The following is a 21,932-nucleotide window of genomic DNA, read 5'->3' as shown; positions in this document are numbered from 1 at the left end:
GAAAGTCATATTGCATAATGGATTTCATTCTAACTAACTGATAGTTTGATGTTATATATAATTGTGTTCAAGTAGGGGAGGGGTGATAGTGAAAAAAAATATTAGCATTACTTTGGCCATTATCATGCTATTTATTATCGTATACTTTATTGGCAATGGAGAGTATTTTGTTAGTAGTAGTCAGCCGATTGCGCAGAATGGGATCGTTACGATTGAAGAAAAAGAACTACAAGAAAAGACTATTTTAAAACTAGATGGAGAATGGTCTTTCTATCCAAATATCTTAATAGCATCAAGCGATTCATTCGACGCGTACGAGAGCGAGAAAATACCAATTGAGGTACCAGCTACTTGGAATAGCTTTGTAGAACCAAATGAGGAAGGGCTTACTGTAGGAACGTATCATGTTAAGATAAATGTACCAGTTGAAGGGGAATATGGATTATACATTCGTTCAATTCGTCAATCTAACCGTGTTTTCATAAATGGAAAAGATGTAGGTAGTAAGGGGAATCCGAGTGAAACCTTAAAGGACTTTAAGTTCGAAAATGATGATAAATATACGGTGTTTGCACCAAGTGAGAATCTAATGCTTGATATAGTAATTCATGTGGGGAATTATAATTATCCAAAAGCTGGTATTACTTTTCCTATTGAGTTTGGAACAAAGGAAGCTATTCAAAGAGATTTTAGCATGAAAATTTTAGCAGAATCGTTTGTATGTATTGGTTATATTGTATTCGGTGCAATTTATATTATATCGTATAGTCAAAATCGGAAGCGTAAAGAAGAATTGTTTTTGGGGTTATTCACTATATTATTCGGACTGTACATGTCGTTTACAAATGAAAAAGTATTTTTCCTTATTTTTACACATTTAACTATAAATGAACAAGTACGTTTACAATTAGGGATTTTACCACTGGTTGATGTTTGTTTAGCATTATTTCTCTATTATTTGTATCCGGAGTTTATGAGGAAAAAAGCGATTTATATTATTAGTATTTTGTTAGGTTCACTTTTTTTTATCTATGGGATTTACAACCCGATGACAAAAAATAGTATGATTATACCAATAGAAAATCTAGTTCTTTCCCAAATAATCTTTGCAGTAATTTTTATTCCAGTTGGGCTTTATAATGTGTTTGTGCTATTACGTGTGCTTATGAAAGGTGTAGATGGCTCACGTTATATTCTAATTCTTTTAGTATCTCTTACTTGTTATACTTTTTTAATGGTAATGTATTACATTTTTGATATACCTATGGTGTATAGTGAACAATTATTGTTTATTTTTACACTCTATAGTTTTGCATCTCTGCTTAGCTTCCGAGCAAATACTTCTTTTAAGGAAGTTCAAGCGTTATCGGAAGAGCTTTTGATGCATAATCAAATGAAGGATGAGTTTTTATTGAAAACGTCTCATGAATTACGTACGCCTTTAAATGGTATTTTAAATATATCCAAATCATTAATGGAAGGTATACAAGGACCTTTAAAGCGTGAGCAACAAGAAAATGTCATTTTAATACATAATGTCGCGCAACGTTTAGGTTATTTAGTAGAGGATTTATTGATTTCTTCGAATCATATGACCGGAGAAGTTCGTGTTATCCCTCGTGTTGTTCCGATAAGCGTAATTGATGAAGTAATTGAGGAAATTCGTAGTTTAATGTCGAGTGATACATCCATAAGGTTAATGAGTGCAGTAGATTCTAATTTACCCCATATGTATACAGATGAATTACGATTGAAACAAGTGCTTTATAATTTACTCTATAATGCTCTGCAACATACAAAAAATGGACAAATTACAGTCTTAGCTAGTGTACGTAATGATTATATGGAAATACAAGTAAGCGATACTGGAATTGGTATATCATCACAAGACTTAGATCGAATTTTTAATTCCTTTTATCAAGTAAAGAAAGGTAAAAAAAGTGGGGGACTTGGATTAGGATTAAGTATCTCAAAAAATATAGTAGAACAGTTAAATGGGGAAATTCATGTAACAAGTACATTAGGTGTTGGAACAATTTTTACTTTTACGGTGCCACTTGCCACACTCGAAAAACTAGATATTGAAACACAACAACAGATAGGCAATCGAGCAGATAATACTATACTACAGCTAGATTTACCATTACTGCATAAAGGTAATGACAAAGCCATACTCATTGTTGATGATGATCATGTGAATATAAAAGTACTAGTGGACGCATTAATTCAAAAAGGCTATACCGTTATTGGAGTAGATAATGGGTTTGATGCGATAGATTATATAAAGAAACATAAAGTAGATTGTATGTTAGTCGATTTAATGATGAATGGTATGTCAGGCTATGAATTATGCAAACAAGTACGAAAGCAATACGATATGTTGGAATTACCGATTATTGTTTTAACAGCAATTATGCAGCATTCGGATTTAGTGTTATCTTTACAAGTTGGGGCAAATGATTATCTGCAAAAACCGATTGCGATGGATGAATTACTAGTGCGTATTCAATCATTACTAGCGGTTCGACAATCTTCCATTGATGCGATTGAAGATGAAATGAATTATTTATATGCGCAAGTAACTCCTCATTTTGTCTACAATACACTTAACACTATCATCGGCTTAAGCTATACAAATATAGAGAATACACGAGAGGCGTTATACAGTTTAGCCACCTATTTCCGTGCCAAGCTAAATGTCCATTATCGTAACAGCATGGTTTCAATAGAAGATGAAATAGATCTTGTAAAAGCATATCTCTATATTGAAAAAATGCGCTTTGGTGATCGTCTTACAGTTGCGTATGATATTGATGAGTCCATTCAATCTTTGATTCCAGCATTATCAATTCAGCCTATAGTTGAAAATGCAGTTTTTCACGGGATTTCGAAGAAAAAAGAAGGTGGTACTATTGAGGTGAGTGTGCAACGAGAAGGTCAATTTATACGTATTAAAATTTATGATAATGGGGTCGGTATCTCAGAAGAAAAGTTGCAACGATTAGTAAATGAAGAAAACTCACGTATTGGATTTACGAATCCTTTGAAAAAATTTAAGCTTATGAGAAATGCCAGTTTTCGTATATATAGTGAAGAAGGAAAAGGAACTACTGTTATTATTCTATTACCAGAAGAGAATTCGTAACCTTTACAAATGGCGTACCGTTTAAAGATGATTTGGTCTTTACGGAGTCAGAGGCAGACAAAACATCTATCCTAAGACTCTTTCTACTTTCGAGGAAAGAGTCTTTTTGTCATTCCATCATAAAAAGCAATCTGTGAAGTAACCCAAAGATTGCTTAACGTTATTTCTTTTGAAATTGCAGGTGAAATTGATGCAACAGGTAAGCTAATTCCGAAGTGAGGCCATCTAGAAAAGTATATGAAAAAATCTCCTATAGTGTTAACTGTTATTTCGTTCGGGTACAGCTTCTTTTAAAATTTGCTCAATCTCATAAAAGCCTAGTTTTTTTGCATGCTGCAATGGTGTGACACCATCTTGATCTCCAATAGTTATATCAGCACCATGATCCACCAATAATTGCACAATTTCTTGATGTTTCTCCCCGCCATTGCCTAATATGACTGCCTCCAATAGAGCTGTCCAATGCAAATTATTAATGTGATTGACATGAATGTCCGAGTGATTAAGTAGCTCTCGGACCACCTCAACATGTCCACGTTCGGATGCAGGGATGATGGCAATTCCACCAAAGCGATTAGTTAGCTTTGTATCTGCCCCTGCAGATATGGCAAGTTTAACGATTTCTAAATAGCCTGATGCCCCTGCATGTAAAAGTACGTTCTCAAGGTTATTATCTCTAATATTAATATCAGCACCATGTTGAATGAGCACCTTCACAGTATCCACCTGGTTATTATAAGTGGCAGCTAAGACAGGGGTTCTTCCATTCTGATCCGTTGTATTAATATTGATGCCTTTTTGTAGAAGTGCTAATACTTTATCAGTATCACCGTTCGCTGCTGAAAGTATTAATTGATTATTCATTTTTCCACCCACTTTTCTTTGGTTAAAACAGCCAAATGACTAATTGTATATCACTGTAGCCTACTTTTCCGTTTATAAAAATATGGTAACATGTTGCGAATTATACGAGTAATATTAAAAAGATATGCTAGGCTTAGCTTTTTCCTATAATAAATAATGTTGAAGTACTCGTTTGTGAGAAATGTCGATCACCCATAAATTAAGTATATGTAGAAAAAAATAAATAGCTTTTTACATAAACCTCACTATTAGTGTACAGATTTAATATATATTAAAAATATTTTCGTATAAGTTTATGTTTTTTTAAGAAATTATTTAGGGGGAGTTTAACATTCCACTTTAATATAGCTTTTAGAAGGTACAACAAACCTTTCATTTTTAAAAATTGTCATTATGGGTTTGATGTAACTCAAAATATAAACTAACCGATGGAGGTAAGTAGGTATGAAAAAAATATTAATAGTATCTGTTGCTGCTATTGCATTACTGGCAGCATGTCAAGATAAGGAGCCTGCAAAAGGCAATAAGACAAGTAGTGATGAAGTTAAAACAGAAAGTACTGTAACAGAAAATACTGCCAAAGAGCAATTAACAAAGGGACAAGAAATGGCTAATGTTCTAAGTGGTACAAATTGGCAAGGTACAAAGGTTTATGATCAAGATCACAATGATTTAACGGCGGAGAACGCAAACTTCATTGGCTTAGCAAAATATGATGCCCAGACAGGTCATTATGAATTCTTTGACGCGGCTACAGGTAAAAGCCGTGAGGATAAAGGGACATTCTTTATCACAAATGATGGGAAACAAAGAATATTAATTTCCGAATCAAAAAACTACCAAGCAGTTGTCGAGATCACTGAGCTAAACGATAGTATCTTTACTTATAAGAGAATGGGTAAAGATGCTGCGGGCAATGATGTAGAAATATTCGTGGAACATATTCCATATAAAGAAAAAGAACTGGCATTTACTGATTCCGATAAAACGTTAGATGCTTCTACAGGTCAAATTGTTACAGACGTTGACGGAGATAAAATTCTCGCTGATACACTATGGCATGGAACAGTTGTGTTAGATGAAGCGGGTAATGATGTAACAGAATTCAATTCAAATTTCATTAGCATTGCAAAGTATGATGCAAATACAAATAAATATGAGTTCTTTAATCCAGAAACAGGTGAAAGTCGTGGAGACTATGGTTACTTTAATGTCATTCATGATAATAAAATAAGAGCGCATGTTTCTGTCGGTGATAATAAGTATGGTGTAGCTCTTGAAATTACAGAAATCAACGATAAGAAGTTCACGTATAAACGAACAGGTAAAGACAAAGATGGCAATGATATAACTGTATTTGTAGAGCATGAGCCATATACAGGTGAATTCAAACCTACTTTTACAAACCAATAAAATTCTTCCTCCCTTAATATAGAATAAATTAAAACTCTCAAGTTTGTGACTTGGGAGTTTTTTTTACTTTCTGGCATAGTTCATCCACTAATTTCGTACACTAAATGTAAAAGGGTGGTGTATATGGGTGAAGCGCTGGCTTGCACTAGGAGTAATTATGCTTATGAGTATAGTGGTCGTGGCATATGAAACAAATGCTTCGGACCGTAACTTCTTCTTACCGGACCCACTTGGTGGCATAAAAATTGTCATTGATGCAGGGCATGGTGGTGAGGACGGAGGAGCTTCAAAGGGCGAAGTGATTGAAAAGGATATTACACTTGCAATTGCTCAGCATGTAGAGAAGCAATTAAAGAAAAAAGGCGCAACGGTTATAATGACACGAACAAAAAATGGTGATGTAATCGATGAGCATGCGCCATCAGAAAAATATGGAACAATGAGAGAACGGAAAAAGCAAGATATCTTCCTAAGAAAGGATATCGTGGAAAAGGAAAAGCCTGATGTATTTATAACTATTCATGCAAATGCCATTCCTGAAACAAAATGGCGTGGCGCACAGGTATTTTACCATAAGGAAGGACATGCTGATGGAGAGATTCTTGCCAAGAGTATTCAACAATCCATTCGCACTAATTTAAAAAATACAGACCGTGAAGCATTGTCTATTAAGCAAATCTATTTATTGAAGAAAGCGGAAGTACCTGCAGCTTTAGTGGAGACTGGTTTTATTAGTAATGATGAGGAACGAGCATTATTAGTGGACAAAAACTACCAAGAAAAAATGGCAGATGCCATAGTTGAAGGTATAGAAGACTATTTATTAGCCAAAATTGAGTAGAGCAACATCTACAACGTAAATCAAATCATTATGATATACTAATATTGAGACAATATAAGGGGAGTGTTCGTCGTGATTACTGAACAACAAGTACGAGAAATACTGGGACAACTACAAGATCCATTTTTACATAAATCGCTTGCAGAAACAGATGGTATTACGAACGTAGCAATAAAAGAAGAAAAAAATCATGTCAGTGTAAAAATTGCCATTGCTAAACTGAATACACCGGAACAATTACAACTACAAATGAAAGTTGTTGAGGTGTTGAAAGAAGCAGGTGTAAACACTGTTGGTATTCGTTTTGAAGAACTATCAACAGAAAAATTGCAAAGCTTCCGTGGCACAGCAACAGAGTCGGAAGCACAAGATATTTTATCTCCATTAAGCACAGTCCAAGTAATTTCAATTGCTTCTGGTAAAGGTGGAGTTGGTAAATCGACAGTATCAGTAAACTTAGCTGTTGCTTTAGCTCGTCTAGGAAAGAAAGTCGGCTTAATTGACGCAGATATTTATGGATTTAGTGTACCTGATATGATGGGTGTAACGGATATGCCTAAGGTAGTCGATAATCGTATTTTCCCAGTAGATCGCTTTGGGGTAAAAATGATTTCAATGGGCTTCTTTGTAGAAAATAACGCACCGATCGTATGGCGCGGACCAATGCTTGGTAAAGTATTAGATCAATTCTTCCGTGATGTTGAGTGGGGTGAATTAGATTATCTATTATTAGATTTACCTCCTGGCACAGGTGACGTTGCATTAGATATCCATCAAATGTTGCCATCATCAAAAGAAATTGTTGTAACAACTCCACACCCAACAGCAGCATTTGTTGCAGCTCGTGCAGGGGCAATGGCGCTTCAAACAGACCATGAAATTTTAGGAGTTATCGAAAACATGGCTTGGTTTGAATCTAAATCAGGTGACCGAGAATTTGTCTTTGGGCAAGGAGGAGGACCAAAGCTAGCTGACGAACTACGTACAGAGTTGCTTGGACAAATCCCGCTTGGGCAACCAGATTGGACAGATGAAGATTTTGCTCCTTCTGTATACGCTGAAAAACATACAACAGGACAAATTTATTTAGACATCGCGACGAAAATCATCGATAAATTAAATAAATAATAAAAAACGGATTTCCACCAGTTTTATGGGGAAATCCGTTTTTACATTACCAAGGTTACTCGGTACTTTTTTGTCCCTTATCCGATCCGCCACCACTATCGCCACTCGCTTCTTTCTTATCGCCACTTCCTGATGAACCTGTTTCGCCACTTTTCTTAATAAGTTCCTGCCATTTAGATTGCATTAAAGGGCTTTCGATCGTTTCCTTTACAACTTCCTCCATTTGCTTGCGCATATTGGATGATTTAAGGATAGTCTCCAATTGCTTTTGCATATCGGGTTGCCCGAAAAATGCCTCCATATCCTTTTGGAAAGTTGGATCTTTTATTAAGTTCTTCATAATATCCTGTTGCTGTTTTTGCATACTTTTCGCAACAGTTTCTTTAAACTTTGGATCTTCAAAGGTTTTTTTCCAAAAGTCTTCTGCTTCCTTGGAAAGTAAAGTTTCCTCGGTAGCTTTTTTCACTTCATCATGCTCTAAAATCAAGAGCTCACGGAAACTCGGCTCTTCTAAAAGCTGTCGCAATGCCTTTTTACCATCCTCTGTTTGTAAAGAGTCAATCATGATTTTTTTTATTTCATCATAGGACATGGTAGAGGTTTTATCTTGTGAACAGGCAGAAAGAAAAAGCATTAGAATCAGTAATAAGGTTAATTTTCGCATCGACAATCAGTCCTTTCTCTAGATAGACTCTTTCAATTATTGTTCACATTTCTCAGGACTTTATGTATTGGTTAGGATGAGAAATAGCTTTTTTAACAAGGCATTGATAAAATAAGGACAGATATATTGAGAAATTGGGGGACTTTTAGTTGTGACGATACGAAATTGGGCAAAGTTTTTCTTCTTTGCAATGCTCGTTGGTGGTGCAGTCAACGGAGTTTTTAGTTTATTTATTCGCTGGGAATTCTTCCAACCATACATAGCAAACGGTCAATGGGGTGAGTTTTTCGCTGGACTTTTATGGATGGTTTTCTTAGGGTTTACAATGAGTGTTATAGCGCAAGCTGGCTTTTTTGCTTATTTAACACTTCATCAGGTAGGTGTTAATATTTTTAGAACACTGACATTATGGAATTGGGTACAGCTATTATTAATTGCCATAACGATTTTCGATATAATTTTCTTCCGCTTTATTCCTGGTGTGAAGGAGGGGCAAAGCTGGTTGTTCTATGTAGGACTATTAATTGTCCTCATTTTTGGGGCAATAGCAACAGCTGTTCAAAAAGTAAAATTAACAGGGAAAAAACATGTAATGATTTCGGCACTATTCTTTATGATTGTCATTACAACGTTGGAATGGACAATTGCCTTGATGGGTCGCGATGAAAATATTAATGAGTATGTTGCGCTTTTATTATTCCCATTATTGGCGGTTAATGCGTATCAATTATTAGTATTACCTAAATATAATGCAAAATCTGATGAAGATCGTCAAAAATTAGAAGCACGACGCCAAGCTCGTCGTGAACAGGCTAAAAACGCATAAGGAAAAAATTGCCTCGCTGTATTGGAGGCAATTTTTTTATGGCGCTTTTTTAGTTTGAACCTTATAACCAAATATATTTTCTTCAATCGACATAAACTTATGCTGTTGTATGAGAGTGTTAAGCTCTTTAAAGGATATTTGATTATTTTGATGGAGCGGGAAAAAGACAAAATCACCTTTTTGTAATTTCGGAGTTTTCTCACCTTGCCAAATAAGCGAAGGAGATAGTAAATTCATTTGTTGTTGGAATAAGGCTTTCTGTAAATCCTGTGAATATTGATGATTTCGGGTAGCAAACCATAAAGGTTTTTCTTTTAAATATTTTTCGTAAGTATCAATATCCTTTTGGATGAGTGCAATGTCAACGGGTTCTTCTACTGAATCATCCGGCCCAAGTAATCCTGTAGGCAATTTTCGTTGTTGGATAATTTTTAAATGATCGGGTGACCGTTTTATCCAACCAGCATCTAAAAGTAGAAGTGGATAAGGCTCTTTCACCGTTTGGAGCCATTCTAATAGAGAGTCATCAGAGAAAGAGATCTCTACAATAAGAGATGTGCCATAATGTCCTTTTGTGACCACTACTGGTGCATTCGCAATATTAAATACAGAAATCATCGTTGAATTTATAGGCTTTAAAAAGGCAAAGAGCATTACAATTAAAAGCAGCGAAATCAACGTTTTACGGACCATAATGATAACCTCGTTTCTAAAATTTAAAATAAAAAATGAATCTCTTTAAAAAAACTTATGATTTAGTGTTGACTTTCATGAATAATCGATGTTATTATGTATAAGTCGCCAAGAGGTGACAACGAAATAAAGAAACATGAACCTTGAAAACTGAACAAGCAAAACGTAATCAATAAGGTTTTAAGTAGCTAGCTTCGGTTAGTGAACAAAATAAAAATTTTGGACATCAAACATGATGCCAGCAAAACAATTTGAGCTAATCAAATTTCTTTTATGGAGAGTTTGATCCTGGCTCAGGACGAACGCTGGCGGCGTGCCTAATACATGCAAGTCGAGCGAACAGAAAAGGAGCTTGCTCCTTTGACGTTAGCGGCGGACGGGTGAGTAACACGTGGGCAACCTACCCTATAGTTTGGGATAACTCCGGGAAACCGGGGCTAATACCGAATAATCTCTTTTGCTTCATGGTGAAAGACTGAAAGACGGTTTCGGCTGTCGCTATAGGATGGGCCCGCGGCGCATTAGCTAGTTGGTGAGGTAACGGCTCACCAAGGCGACGATGCGTAGCCGACCTGAGAGGGTGATCGGCCACACTGGGACTGAGACACGGCCCAGACTCCTACGGGAGGCAGCAGTAGGGAATCTTCCACAATGGGCGAAAGCCTGATGGAGCAACGCCGCGTGAGTGAAGAAGGTTTTCGGATCGTAAAACTCTGTTGTAAGGGAAGAACAAGTACAGTAGTAACTGGCTGTACCTTGACGGTACCTTATTAGAAAGCCACGGCTAACTACGTGCCAGCAGCCGCGGTAATACGTAGGTGGCAAGCGTTGTCCGGAATTATTGGGCGTAAAGCGCGCGCAGGCGGTCCTTTAAGTCTGATGTGAAAGCCCACGGCTCAACCGTGGAGGGTCATTGGAAACTGGGGGACTTGAGTGCAGAAGAGGAAAGTGGAATTCCAAGTGTAGCGGTGAAATGCGTAGAGATTTGGAGGAACACCAGTGGCGAAGGCGACTTTCTGGTCTGTAACTGACGCTGAGGCGCGAAAGCGTGGGGAGCAAACAGGATTAGATACCCTGGTAGTCCACGCCGTAAACGATGAGTGCTAAGTGTTAGGGGGTTTCCGCCCCTTAGTGCTGCAGCTAACGCATTAAGCACTCCGCCTGGGGAGTACGGTCGCAAGACTGAAACTCAAAGGAATTGACGGGGGCCCGCACAAGCGGTGGAGCATGTGGTTTAATTCGAAGCAACGCGAAGAACCTTACCAGGTCTTGACATCCCGTTGACCACTGTAGAGATATAGTTTCCCCTTCGGGGGCAACGGTGACAGGTGGTGCATGGTTGTCGTCAGCTCGTGTCGTGAGATGTTGGGTTAAGTCCCGCAACGAGCGCAACCCTTGATCTTAGTTGCCATCATTTAGTTGGGCACTCTAAGGTGACTGCCGGTGACAAACCGGAGGAAGGTGGGGATGACGTCAAATCATCATGCCCCTTATGACCTGGGCTACACACGTGCTACAATGGACGATACAAACGGTTGCCAACTCGCGAGAGGGAGCTAATCCGATAAAGTCGTTCTCAGTTCGGATTGTAGGCTGCAACTCGCCTACATGAAGCCGGAATCGCTAGTAATCGCGGATCAGCATGCCGCGGTGAATACGTTCCCGGGCCTTGTACACACCGCCCGTCACACCACGAGAGTTTGTAACACCCGAAGTCGGTGAGGTAACCTTTTGGAGCCAGCCGCCGAAGGTGGGATAGATGATTGGGGTGAAGTCGTAACAAGGTAGCCGTATCGGAAGGTGCGGCTGGATCACCTCCTTTCTAAGGATTATTTCGGAATACAAACCTTGGGTTTGTAAGATTACGTTTTGCGTTCAGTTTTGAAGGTTCATTCTATCTGAATGAAACACTTCAAAACTTGTTCTTTGAAAACTGGATAAAACGACATTGAAATTGTAACAAACACATTTATTTTTTAAGTTTTTTTATAGGCTTAATAACTTGGTTAAGTTATTAAGGGCGCACGGCGAATGCCTTGGCACTAGGAGCCGAAGAAGGACGGCACTAACACCGATATGCTTCGGGGAGCTGTAAGTGAGCTTTGATCCGGAGATTTCCGAATGGGGGAACCCACTACGTTTAATCGCGTAGTATCTTGACGTGAATACATAGCGTCTTGAAGGCAGACCCAGGGAACTGAAACATCTAAGTACCTGGAGGAAGAGAAAGAAAAATCGATTCCCTGAGTAGCGGCGAGCGAAACGGGAAGAGCCCAAACCAAGAGGCTTGCCTCTTGGGGTTGTAGGACACTCTATACGGAGTTACAAAAGAGCGAGTTAGATGAAGCGACTTGGAAAGGTCCGCCAGAGCAGGTAAAAGCCCTGTAGTCGAAAGTTCGTTCTCTCCTGAGTGGATCCTGAGTACGGCGGAACACGTGAAATTCCGTCGGAATCCGGGAGGACCATCTCCCAAGGCTAAATACTACCTAGTGACCGATAGTGAACCAGTACCGTGAGGGAAAGGTGAAAAGCACCCCGGAAGGGGAGTGAAAGAGATCCTGAAACCGTGTGCCTACAAGTAGTTAGAGCCCGTTAATGGGTGATAGCGTGCCTTTTGTAGAATGAACCGGCGAGTTACGATTACGTGCAAGGTTAAGCTTTAGAAGGCGGAGCCGCAGCGAAAGCGAGTCTGAATAGGGCGAAATAGTACGTGGTCGTAGACCCGAAACCAGGTGATCTACCCATGTCCAGGGTGAAGGTGAGGTAACACTTACTGGAGGCCCGAACCCACGCACGTTGAAAAGTGCGGGGATGAGGTGTGGGTAGCGGAGAAATTCCAATCGAACTTGGAGATAGCTGGTTCTCTCCGAAATAGCTTTAGGGCTAGCCTCGTGATGAGAATACTGGAGGTAGAGCACTGTTTGGACTAGGGGGCCATCCCGGTTTACCGAATTCAGACAAACTCCGAATGCCAGATATTTATACACGGGAGTCAGACTGCGAGTGATAAGATCCGTAGTCAAAAGGGAAACAGCCCAGACCACCAGCTAAGGTCCCAAAGTAATCGTTAAGTGGAAAAGGATGTGGCGTTGCACAGACAACCAGGATGTTGGCTTAGAAGCAGCCATCATTTAAAGAGTGCGTAATAGCTCACTGGTCGAGTGACGCTGCGCCGAAAATGTATCGGGGCTAAACGATTCACCGAAGCTGTGGATTGACATCTACGATGTCAGTGGTAGGAGAGCGTTCTAAGTGCGTTGAAGTCAGATCGGAAGGACTGGTGGAGCGCTTAGAAGTGAGAATGCCGGTATGAGTAGCGAAAGACGGGTGAGAATCCCGTCCACCGTATGACTAAGGTTTCCTGAGGAAGGCTCGTCCGCTCAGGGTTAGTCGGGACCTAAGCCGAGGCCGATAGGCGTAGGCGATGGACAACAGGTTGATATTCCTGTACCACCTCCTCACCGTTTGAGAAATGGGGGGACGCAGTAGGATAGGGTAAGCGCGCCGTTGGTTGTGCGCGTCCAAGCAGTAAGGCGTGTGTGTAGGCAAATCCGCACACTGTAACGTTGAGCTGTGATGGCGAGTCCGTATGGACGAAGTTCCTGATTTCACACTGCCAAGAAAAGCCTCTATCGAGGTGAGAGGTGCCCGTACCGCAAACCGACACAGGTAGTCGAGGAGAGAATCCTAAGGTGTGCGAGAGAACTCTCGTTAAGGAACTCGGCAAAATGACCCCGTAACTTCGGGAGAAGGGGTGCTCTTGAGCGTGCAAGCGCATGAGAGCCGCAGTGAATAGGCCCAGGCGACTGTTTAGCAAAAACACAGGTCTCTGCAAAACCGTAAGGTGACGTATAGGGGCTGACGCCTGCCCGGTGCTGGAAGGTTAAGAGGAGTGGTTAGCGCAAGCGAAGCTGCGAATTGAAGCCCCAGTAAACGGCGGCCGTAACTATAACGGTCCTAAGGTAGCGAAATTCCTTGTCGGGTAAGTTCCGACCCGCACGAAAGGCGTAACGATCTGGGCACTGTCTCAACGAGAGACTCGGTGAAATTATAGTACCTGTGAAGATGCAGGTTACCCGCGACAGGACGGAAAGACCCCGTGGAGCTTTACTGTAGCCTGATATTGAATTTTGGTACAACTTGTACAGGATAGGTAGGAGCCAGAGATCTCGGAGCGCCAGCTTCGAAGGAGGCGTCGGTGGGATACTACCCTGGTTGTATTGAAATTCTAACCCATGCCCCTTAGCGGGGCAGGAGACAGTGTCAGGCGGACAGTTTGACTGGGGCGGTCGCCTCCTAAAAGGTAACGGAGGCGCCCAAAGGTTCCCTCAGAATGGTTGGAAATCATTCGTAGAGTGTAAAGGCACAAGGGAGCTTGACTGCGAGACCTACAAGTCGAGCAGGGTCGAAAGACGGGCTTAGTGATCCGGTGGTTCCGCATGGAAGGGCCATCGCTCAACGGATAAAAGCTACCCCGGGGATAACAGGCTTATCTCCCCCAAGAGTCCACATCGACGGGGAGGTTTGGCACCTCGATGTCGGCTCATCGCATCCTGGGGCTGTAGTCGGTCCCAAGGGTTGGGCTGTTCGCCCATTAAAGCGGTACGCGAGCTGGGTTCAGAACGTCGTGAGACAGTTCGGTCCCTATCCGTCGTGGGCGTAGGAAATTTGAGAGGAGCTGTCCTTAGTACGAGAGGACCGGGATGGACACACCGCTGGTGTACCAGTTGTCTTGCCAAAGGCATCGCTGGGTAGCTATGTGTGGACGGGATAAGTGCTGAAAGCATCTAAGCATGAAGCCCCCCTCAAGATGAGATTTCCCATTACGCAAGTAAGTAAGATCCCTCAAAGACGATGAGGTAGATAGGTTCGAGGTGGAAGTGTGGTGACACATGGAGCTGACGAATACTAATCGATCGAGGACTTAACCAAAAAAGTTTGAAACATTCAATGCACCGTTTATCCAGTTTTGAAAGAATAAATCTTTCAATTAAATAAAAAGTCTAGTGATGATGGCAAAGAGGTCACACCCGTTCCCATACCGAACACGGAAGTTAAGCTCTTTAGCGCCGATGGTAGTTGGGGGCTTCCCCCTGTGAGAGTAGGACGTCGCTAGGCGCAAAAAGTCGCTACTGATACACTCAGTAGTGGCTTTTTTTGAGCCGATTATTTATTTATAAATACATAAAAGAAGGCATCCTCAATGGGTGCCTTCTTGTTTTGATACTTAACTTAATGCGTATGAACTGTAGTAGCTCGTAGTTCGATACGGCGAATTTTCCCTGATGTCGTTTTTGGTAACTCATCAAGAAAGACGATACTACGAGGGTATTTATAAGGGGCTGTTAACGCTTTTACATGCTCCTGTAGCTCCTTTGTTAACTCCTCTTCATTACATTCTTTGAAGCCTTCTCGTAAGATAACAAATGCCTTTACAATATGCCCCCTAATTTCATCTGGCGCAGCTACAACTGCACATTCTTGTACAGCTTCATGTTTGTTTAATGCATCTTCAACTTCAAATGGTCCGATCGTATAACCAGATGAAATAATAATGTCATCTCCACGACCTTCAAACCAGAAGTAACCGTCTTCATCACATTTTGCTTGATCACCTGTAATATACCAATCCCCACGAAATGCAGCTTGTGTGCGCTCTGGTTCTTTATAATATTCTTTAAATAAAGCTGGTGAAGATTTGTGAACAGCAATATCACCAACTTCGCCAACTGGCGCTTCATTCCCTTCATTGTCGATAATACGTACAATATTACCTGGAGTTGGAACACCCATAGATCCAGGACGTAATTCTGTGTTTTCGAGTGTACCAATTAATAATGTGTTTTCTGTTTGTCCATAGCCGTCACGTACTTTTAGTCCAAAATGATTCATAAATGTTTCGATAACTGGACGATTTAAAGGTTCACCAGCAGAAACGGCACTACGTAGAGATGATAGATTGTAGTCTTGTAAATTATCGATTTTCGCCATAATCCGGTATTCAGTCGGTGTACAACATAGAACATTAACTTTTTCATCCTGCATTAATTGAAGATAGGTTTTTGCATCGAATCCACCATGATAGACAAATGCAGTAGCACCGAGCATGATTGTGGATAAAAAAGGACTCCATATCCACTTTTGCCAACCAGGAGCAGCTGTTGCCCACACGAGGTCTCCTTCACGTACACAAAGCCATTTTGAAGCTGCAGTTCTAATATGTGCATATCCCCAGCCATGTGAATGAACAACGCCTTTAGGTTTACCAGTTGTACCAGATGTATAAGAAAGGAATGCCATGTCATCACGTGTAGTAGCTACGGCTGTAAATGTAGCTGGCTGGCTGCTTGCTAATTCATCTAAAGAAGTCCAATCTCCTTTCGCAGAACCGATCACTAGTTTATTTTTCAATGCGTCTACAGAAGAAGCAATTTGATCAACTTCACTAGTAAAAGCCTCATAAGCAATAACTGCACTAGCAGAAGAATGTTCCATCCGATATTCTAAATCGCTTGCACGTAGCATCTCTGAACATGAAATGGGTACGATACCAGCCTTTAAGCAGCCTAGAAAAACGAAATAGGCTTCTGGAAGTCGAGGAATAATAACTAATACACGATCACCTTTTTGAAGCCCCTTCTCCGTAAAAGCGTTTGCGTATTGATTCATTTTTTGGTTAAGCTCCACATAAGAAACTGTACGTCTCTCTTGTTGTGTATTTAACCAACGTATTGCTTGGCGATCACTATCTTGCGAAAATTTTTCTAATTCCTCTGTGATGTTATAAAATTCAGGTGCAATTAAATCATTTGATACCATCTTGAACATCCTCCCCCAGAAAATTTGATAGAAAATTCATAAAACTATTTTTATTTTAACAATTACAATAATATACAGCAAGAATATTTAGTACGTTAAATAGAAATATTAGAATTAATAGAGAACTATTATGCTTTCAAACGAATATAGGAGCATACTTCGACAAAAAATATAAAAATTTTCACAAAATGTGTTGCATTATTTATAATGCTTGCTATAATAATAAATGTACTTAAGAGGTTGTCTAAAACCAAAGTGAATAGCATTGTTCCGAAGTAGCTCAGTTGGTAGTAGCACCTGACTGTTAATCAGGTTGTCGCAGGTTCGAGTCCTGCCTTCGGAGCCATTTTTTTGTCCTTTTTTCAAATGCTATAATACATAAAAAAAATTGTGGAAAAGCATTGCAATTATTAATGAAAAATGTTATTATAATTCTTGTCTTGTTTGAGACGTAATATTGGCCCCTTGGTCAAGTGGTTAAGACACCGCCCTTTCACGGCGGTAACACGGGTTCGAATCCCGTAGGGGTCACCATTTAAAACATAGGCTTTATAAAGAATATAAACTGTGATATAACACCTGTTTCTATGGAGGATTAGCTCAGCTGGGAGAGCATCTGCCTTACAAGCAGAGGGTCGGCGGTTCGAGCCCGTCATCCTCCACCATTCTTATTGTGTTATTTCGGAGGGGTAGCGAAGTGGCTAAACGCGGCGGACTGTAAATCCGCTCCTTAGGGTTCGGCGGTTCGAATCCGTCCCCCTCCACCAGTTTTATAAATGATTGGGGTATAGCCAAGCGGTAAGGCAACGGATTTTGATTCCGTCATGCCTAGGTTCGAATCCTAGTACCCCAGCCATTTTTTCTTTTATGAGCCATTAGCTCAGTTGGTAGAGCATCTGACTTTTAATCAGAGGGTCGAAGGTTCGAGTCCTTCATGGCTCACTTTTTTAGAATGAAAATTATTCAAAAGTGTTATATTAACTACAGATAACTAATCTCTTGCTGAAAACAGTAGGAGATTTTTTTATGTTATTTATAAATGAATAAATATACAATTTTTTGTCGAGTTGAGCCAAGTGGTATGTAGGCTTTACAATAATCTTATAACTTTTAGGGGGTATAAAAACATGAATAAACTTAATATTTCTATTATTGGAGTACCAACAGATTACGGACAAACACGCCGTGGGGTAGATATGGGACCAAGTGCTATTCGATATGCAGGTATTGTTGAACGTTTAGAGGCTATCGGACACGATGTACAGGATCAAGGGGATATTCGTGTTAGTCAAAAGCTTGCTGACGGAGCTGTGGATGAAAAATTACTAAATTTAGAGGAAGTTGTAGATGTTAGTACTGCATTAGCAAATAGTGTGCATGAAGTAGTGGAACAAAAGAAATTCCCACTCGTATTTGGTGGAGACCATAGCATTGCTATTGGAACATTAGCTGGATTAGGTGAGCATTACAAAAATCTCGGTGTTATCTGGTATGACGCTCATGCAGATTTAAATACACCTGAAACAACACCTTCAGGCAATATACATGGGATGCCGTTAGCTGTTAGTATTGGGCTAGGACATGAACGTTTAGTGCAAATTCGCAACTATGCTCCAAAAATTAAGCCAGAAAACGTGATTATTATTGGAGCTCGTTCAGTAGACCCAGGAGAACGTGAATTGATACGTCAACAAGGAATTAAAGTATATACAATGCATGAAATCGACCGACTTGGCATGACACGTGTGATGGAAGATGCACTTGCTTATTTAAAGGAACGAAATGTTGATGGCTTACATTTATCACTTGATTTAGACGGATTAGATCCACTTTATACGCCAGGTGTGGGTACACCAGTTCCAGGCGGAATTACGTACCGAGAAAGCCATTTAGCAATGGAAATGTTACAAGAATCAGGCATGGTAACTTCAGCAGAGTTTGTAGAGGTAAATCCTATATTAGATGAAAAGAATACAACAGCAAATGTGGCTGTTGCATTAATGGGATCTTTATTTGGCGAAACACTAGTTTAAAGAAAATTTGACAAAAAATTGCCTGTTGCCACATTGCATAAAAATCTTTTGCTATAATTGAATTAAAACGAAACTTTTCTTATTGGTGCTTCGTATAGTATAAGACAGTTGTAAAGGTGGAGAAGTCAACACAATGGATGCGTTAGTAAATAAGAGAATAAAACAAGTGCTTAAAGGCGATCAAAACGCATTTGCCGATATTGTGAGTCTCTATCAGCACAAACTGTACCAAGTATGCTATCGAATGTTAGGCAACAAACAAGAGTCTGAAGACATTGCTCAAGAGGCTTTTGTGCGAGCTTATATGAACTTGCATACATTTGATCAGAAAAGAAAGTTTTCAACGTGGCTTTATCGCATAGCGACAAACCTCTGCATTGACCGTATTCGAAAAAAGAAACCGGATTATTATTTAGATGCAGAAGTAGCTGGTACAGAAGGGCTTGATATGTATTCGCAAATCGCAGCAGATGACCAGCTACCAGAGGAGCAGTTAGAACAAATGGAGCTGCAAGATCGCATTCAATATGAAATTGGACGATTGCCGGATAAATACCGTTCGGTTATAGTATTGAAATATATAGAAGAGTTATCGTTACAAGAGATTAGCGAGATTTTAGATATGCCGCTTGGAACGGTGAAAACGAGGATTCACCGCGGACGTGAGGCATTACGTAAGCAATTAAACAATCTGTAGGAGGGGGAGCGTCATGAATACTTGTCCAGAGCATATTATAGACTATATGCATGATTATTTAGACGGTGACATTAGTCGTGAGCATGAGCAAGAGTTGAAACAACACTTGCATACATGTAATGATTGTAAACAGTTGATGCAAGAATTGAGTGAAACAATCGCCTTTGTGAAGAGTGCTTCCCACATTACAGCGCCTCCGAGTTTTGAAGCAGCAGTTATGGCTCGTTTACCAAAACCAAAAAGTCGAGTAGGTATACAAAAATGGATTCGCCGGCATCCGTTCTTTGTGGCAGCAGCAGTATTTTGCTTATTCATGAGTGCTACATTATTGGGTAGCTTCATGGATGACCAGCATTTCTCGGTGACCAAGCAACCTAATTTAGTTGTGGATGGTCAAACAGTGATTGTCCCTGAAGGAGAAGTGGTAAAAGGCGATATTGTTGTGAAAAATGGCGATTTGATTGTTGAAGGTGAAGTTGATGGCAACGTCACAGTAATCAACGGGCAATATATGGCATCTTCAGCGGTAGTTTCAGGGAGAATCGAAGAAATTGACGAAGTATTTGAATGGTTATGGTATACAATTAAAAATTCTGTTAAGACAGCCATGACATTTGAGGAAAAAGAAGAAACTAAATAACACTCTATACGTCCTAAAAAATAGTGCACGTGAGAGGCTGAAAGGTCTACTCTTCTGAGTAGACTTTTTATTTGAAAAAAGTTACATTTGATAAGAATGTGATATACTTGAATGTGTATGGATTCGTAATGAAAAGTGGGGGATGCCACGTGCAAATTATCGAACATTTCACGGATTTAACACCTGTGAATATTGTTATTAACTTCATTGATGTACTGCTCGTTTGGTACGTTGTTTATAAAGTCTTAACCCTCATTAAAGGTACGAAGGCTGTCCAATTACTTAAGGGAATATTCGTCATTATTATTGCACGAATTGCAACAGACCTTTTAGGGTTACAAACACTTGGCTGGATGCTACAACAAGTTATTGAGTTTGGTTTCCTAGCGATTATTATTATTTTCCAACCTGAAATCAGACGTGGTTTAGAACAAATTGGACGAGGAAAGCTATTCCAACGTTCATCAAGTCAAGAAGAAGAAGAACAAACAAGACTTATTGAGGCTATGAAGAAGTCTGTAAGTTATATGGCTAAACGTCGAATAGGTGCGTTAATTTCTATTGAAAAAGAAACAGGTCTTAATGAATATATTGAAACAGGTATAGGGCTAAATGCTGAAATATCATCAGAATTACTGATTAATATCTTTATACCAAATACCCCGCTACATGATGGGGCTGTTATTATGCAAAAAGATAAAGTTACAGCAGCGGCTTGTTATTTACCTTTATCTGAAAGCCCATTTATTTCAAAAGAGTTAGGGACACGCCACCGTGCTGCTCTTGGCTTAAGTGAAGTTACAGATGCTATTACAATTGTTGTGTCAGAAGAAACAGGCGCAATTAGTATAACATTAAATGGTAATCTCCATCGAAATCTATCTCTAGAGGAGTTTGAAACATTATTAAGAAAAATGTGGTTCGGATCAGTACAAGAATCAAATGCATCCTCTAAGTTGACTTGGAGGGGGAAAAAGAATGGATAAAATGATGGATAGCCCTTGGGTACTTAGAATCATCGCGCTATTTTTAGCTTTTTTGCTTTTTTTCTCAGTGCGTACTGAGTTGTCACCTTTAAATAAAGCTACCTCAAATGAACAAACGGATGTTATTCGTGATGTTCCAGTGGATGTTTATTACGATAATGAGAATCTTATTGTGACAGGTTTACCTGAAACTGTGGATGTAACGATAGAAGGTCCCATGGCATTGGTTTTAAAAGCAAAGGGAGCTAAGGATTTTTCTATATTTGCGGATTTGAGCAATTTATTGCTGGGAGAGCATGATGTAAAACTGCAATACGAAAATATTTCAGAAAAGTTAAAGGTGACATTAGACCCTGCAACTGTTCATGTGAATATTGAGGAAAAGGTCACGCAGGAGTTCCGAGTGGACCCTGAAATGAACAAACGTTTAATCGAAGAAGGTTTTATCTTAAAAGAAATGACGGCCAACCCGCCAACTGTTTATGTAACAGGTGCAAAAAGTGCTATTGAAAGCATTAGTTATGTAAAAGCAACTGTTACAGGAGAGCAGGGCTTGAAGCAATCATTCACGCAGGAAGCAGCTGTAAAAGTATTAGATAGAGATTTAAATAAGTTAGACGTGACTATTGAACCTGAAATTGTGAAAGTTCAAGTAGATATAGCGGAGTATAGTCGAGAGATCCCAGTTGTCCTTAAGGAAACAGGGCAAGCTGCCGAAGACATTACCATTAACTCATTAACATTTACACCAAAAATGATCAAAGTGTATGGTAGAAAATCAATTATTGACAGTTTAACATCCATTCCAATAACAGTTGACCTGTCAAAAATTACTGAGTCCAAAACTTATGAATTTGATGTAAAATTACCAGATGGTGTGACAAAAATATCTGACAAGAAAATAAAAGTGAAGGCAGATATTACAAAGGTTGAACAAGAAGAACAGCAGAAAACACCAGCTTCTACAGAGGAAACGCCACCTCCAACTGAAGAACCTGATGTGACAGATGAGAGTACTACAACTGATAAAAATACGTCAACTGAGGAATCGGAAGATATTGATTCTTAAACAATATGTGACTATAATTTTATTTTGATTCTAAATCAAAAATCCAATCAGGTTTGTAATTCAGGTTTCATCAAACAAACTGGCAGAGTGGAATATTAATAATTACCAATGAAA

The 21,932-nt window shown here is 39.7% G+C and carries 13 protein-coding genes, 6 tRNA genes, 3 rRNA genes and 1 pseudogene; 19 read left to right on the top strand and 4 right to left on the bottom strand.

All coding sequences use genetic code 11. The annotated features are described in order from the left end of the window. Positions 1–88: 88 nt before the first annotated feature. Positions 89–3,145, top strand: coding sequence for a sensor histidine kinase (locus HXV90_RS22285; RefSeq protein ID WP_269898034.1), 3,057 nt, complete (start codon positions 89–91; stop codon positions 3,143–3,145). A gap of 258 nt (positions 3,146–3,403) precedes the next feature. Here the strand turns inward: HXV90_RS22285 and HXV90_RS22280 are convergent, their stop codons facing one another. Next, positions 3,404–4,009, bottom strand: a complete 606-nt coding sequence (locus tag HXV90_RS22280) for an ankyrin repeat domain-containing protein (RefSeq protein WP_269898033.1) — start codon at positions 4,007–4,009, stop codon at positions 3,404–3,406. Positions 4,010–4,594: 585 nt separating this feature from the next. Here HXV90_RS22280 and HXV90_RS22275 point away from each other — a divergent pair. The 3 genes and pseudogenes from HXV90_RS22275 to HXV90_RS22265 form a co-directional block, all read left to right on the top strand. Then, positions 4,595–5,422, top strand: a pseudogene (locus HXV90_RS22275) (DUF4822 domain-containing protein); the annotation flags it as partial. A gap of 127 nt (positions 5,423–5,549) precedes the next feature. Continuing rightward, entirely contained in the window at positions 5,550–6,263 is a 714-nt protein-coding gene (locus tag HXV90_RS22270) for an N-acetylmuramoyl-L-alanine amidase (RefSeq protein ID WP_004233756.1), read from the top strand. Between the two features lie 72 nt (positions 6,264–6,335). Then, positions 6,336–7,391, top strand: a complete 1,056-nt coding sequence (locus HXV90_RS22265) for a P-loop NTPase (protein ID WP_004233758.1) — start codon at positions 6,336–6,338, stop codon at positions 7,389–7,391. Between the two features lie 55 nt (positions 7,392–7,446). Here HXV90_RS22265 and gerD read toward each other — a convergent pair whose 3' ends face one another. Beyond that, entirely contained in the window at positions 7,447–8,055 is a 609-nt protein-coding gene (gene gerD / locus HXV90_RS22260) for a spore germination lipoprotein GerD (RefSeq protein WP_269898031.1), read from the bottom strand. 151 nt (positions 8,056–8,206) lie between these two features. Here gerD and HXV90_RS22255 point away from each other — a divergent pair, with 151 nt between their 5' ends. After that, positions 8,207–8,881, top strand: a complete 675-nt coding sequence (locus tag HXV90_RS22255) for a KinB-signaling pathway activation protein (RefSeq protein ID WP_269898030.1) — start codon at positions 8,207–8,209, stop codon at positions 8,879–8,881. 36 nt (positions 8,882–8,917) lie between these two features. Here the strand turns inward: HXV90_RS22255 and HXV90_RS22250 are convergent, their stop codons facing one another. After that, on the bottom strand, positions 8,918–9,574 hold the full coding sequence (locus tag HXV90_RS22250) for a hypothetical protein (RefSeq protein WP_066038303.1): 657 nt from the start codon (positions 9,572–9,574) through the stop codon (positions 8,918–8,920). A gap of 270 nt (positions 9,575–9,844) precedes the next feature. Here HXV90_RS22250 and HXV90_RS22245 point away from each other — a divergent pair. From HXV90_RS22245 to rrf, 3 genes are all read left to right on the top strand, one after another. Further along, positions 9,845–11,396: ribosomal RNA gene (locus tag HXV90_RS22245) — 16S ribosomal RNA — on the top strand. A gap of 182 nt (positions 11,397–11,578) precedes the next feature. Next, a 23S ribosomal RNA gene (locus tag HXV90_RS22240) occupies positions 11,579–14,506 on the top strand. 70 nt (positions 14,507–14,576) lie between these two features. Further along, a 5S ribosomal RNA gene (gene rrf, locus HXV90_RS22235) occupies positions 14,577–14,692 on the top strand. Together the 16S, 23S and 5S rRNA genes form the textbook arrangement of a ribosomal RNA operon. A gap of 114 nt (positions 14,693–14,806) precedes the next feature. On the opposite strand, the gene mbcS is transcribed toward rrf, so the two are convergent. Beyond that, complete coding sequence (gene mbcS / locus HXV90_RS22230; RefSeq protein WP_269898029.1) at positions 14,807–16,393, bottom strand: acyl-CoA synthetase MbcS; 1,587 nt, start codon at positions 16,391–16,393, stop codon at positions 14,807–14,809. 269 nt (positions 16,394–16,662) lie between these two features. Here mbcS and HXV90_RS22225 point away from each other — a divergent pair. The 11 genes from HXV90_RS22225 to HXV90_RS22175 all read left to right on the top strand — a co-directional run bounded on the left by HXV90_RS22225 (position 16,663) and on the right by HXV90_RS22175 (position 21,818). Further along, positions 16,663–16,739: transfer RNA gene (locus HXV90_RS22225), tRNA-Asn, on the top strand. Between the two features lie 113 nt (positions 16,740–16,852). Then, positions 16,853–16,927: transfer RNA gene (locus HXV90_RS22220), tRNA-Glu, on the top strand. A 55-nt stretch (positions 16,928–16,982) separates the two neighbouring features. Continuing rightward, positions 16,983–17,058 (top strand) — tRNA-Val (locus HXV90_RS22215). A gap of 18 nt (positions 17,059–17,076) precedes the next feature. Next, a tRNA-Tyr gene (locus tag HXV90_RS22210) sits at positions 17,077–17,160 on the top strand. Between the two features lie 14 nt (positions 17,161–17,174). Continuing rightward, a tRNA-Gln gene (locus HXV90_RS22205) sits at positions 17,175–17,249 on the top strand. Between the two features lie 13 nt (positions 17,250–17,262). Next, positions 17,263–17,335: transfer RNA gene (locus HXV90_RS22200), tRNA-Lys, on the top strand. 185 nt (positions 17,336–17,520) lie between these two features. Then, positions 17,521–18,426, top strand: coding sequence for an arginase (gene rocF, locus HXV90_RS22195; RefSeq protein ID WP_004225412.1), 906 nt, complete (start codon positions 17,521–17,523; stop codon positions 18,424–18,426). A gap of 133 nt (positions 18,427–18,559) precedes the next feature. Next, on the top strand, positions 18,560–19,123 hold the full coding sequence (gene sigW / locus HXV90_RS22190) for an RNA polymerase sigma factor SigW (protein WP_004225410.1): 564 nt from the start codon (positions 18,560–18,562) through the stop codon (positions 19,121–19,123). A 13-nt stretch (positions 19,124–19,136) separates the two neighbouring features. Beyond that, a complete protein-coding gene (locus HXV90_RS22185) occupies positions 19,137–19,763 on the top strand; it encodes an anti-sigma factor family protein (protein ID WP_009370547.1) in 627 nt (208 codons plus the stop codon). Between the two features lie 149 nt (positions 19,764–19,912). Next, on the top strand, positions 19,913–20,749 hold the full coding sequence (gene cdaA, locus HXV90_RS22180; protein ID WP_009370548.1) for a diadenylate cyclase CdaA: 837 nt from the start codon (positions 19,913–19,915) through the stop codon (positions 20,747–20,749). Beyond that, positions 20,742–21,818, top strand: coding sequence for a CdaR family protein (locus HXV90_RS22175; RefSeq protein WP_048393928.1), 1,077 nt, complete (start codon positions 20,742–20,744; stop codon positions 21,816–21,818). The genes cdaA and HXV90_RS22175 overlap by 8 nt, the downstream gene beginning before the upstream one ends. The last annotated feature ends 114 nt before the right edge of the window (positions 21,819–21,932 follow it).

Source organism: Lysinibacillus sp. JK80 (assembly GCF_027557635.1).
Lineage (GTDB): Bacteria > Bacillota > Bacilli > Bacillales_A > Planococcaceae > Lysinibacillus > Lysinibacillus capsici.
This window is presented reverse-complemented; position numbering and strand designations above follow the sequence as displayed.

Excerpts from the sequence above, each read along its gene's own strand:
- HXV90_RS22280 (WP_269898033.1), bottom strand. The coding sequence starts at position 4,009 with ATGAATAATCAATTAATACTTTCAGCAGCGAACGGTGATACTGATAAA.
- gerD (WP_269898031.1), bottom strand. The coding sequence starts at position 8,055 with ATGCGAAAATTAACCTTATTACTGATTCTAATGCTTTTTCTTTCTGCC.
- HXV90_RS22250 (WP_066038303.1), bottom strand. The coding sequence starts at position 9,574 with ATGGTCCGTAAAACGTTGATTTCGCTGCTTTTAATTGTAATGCTCTTT.
- mbcS (WP_269898029.1), bottom strand. The coding sequence starts at position 16,393 with ATGGTATCAAATGATTTAATTGCACCTGAATTTTATAACATCACAGAG.
- rocF (WP_004225412.1), top strand. The coding sequence starts at position 17,521 with ATGAATAAACTTAATATTTCTATTATTGGAGTACCAACAGATTACGGA.
- sigW (WP_004225410.1), top strand. The coding sequence starts at position 18,560 with ATGGATGCGTTAGTAAATAAGAGAATAAAACAAGTGCTTAAAGGCGAT.
- HXV90_RS22185 (WP_009370547.1), top strand. The coding sequence starts at position 19,137 with ATGAATACTTGTCCAGAGCATATTATAGACTATATGCATGATTATTTA.
- HXV90_RS22175 (WP_048393928.1), top strand. The coding sequence starts at position 20,742 with ATGGATAAAATGATGGATAGCCCTTGGGTACTTAGAATCATCGCGCTA.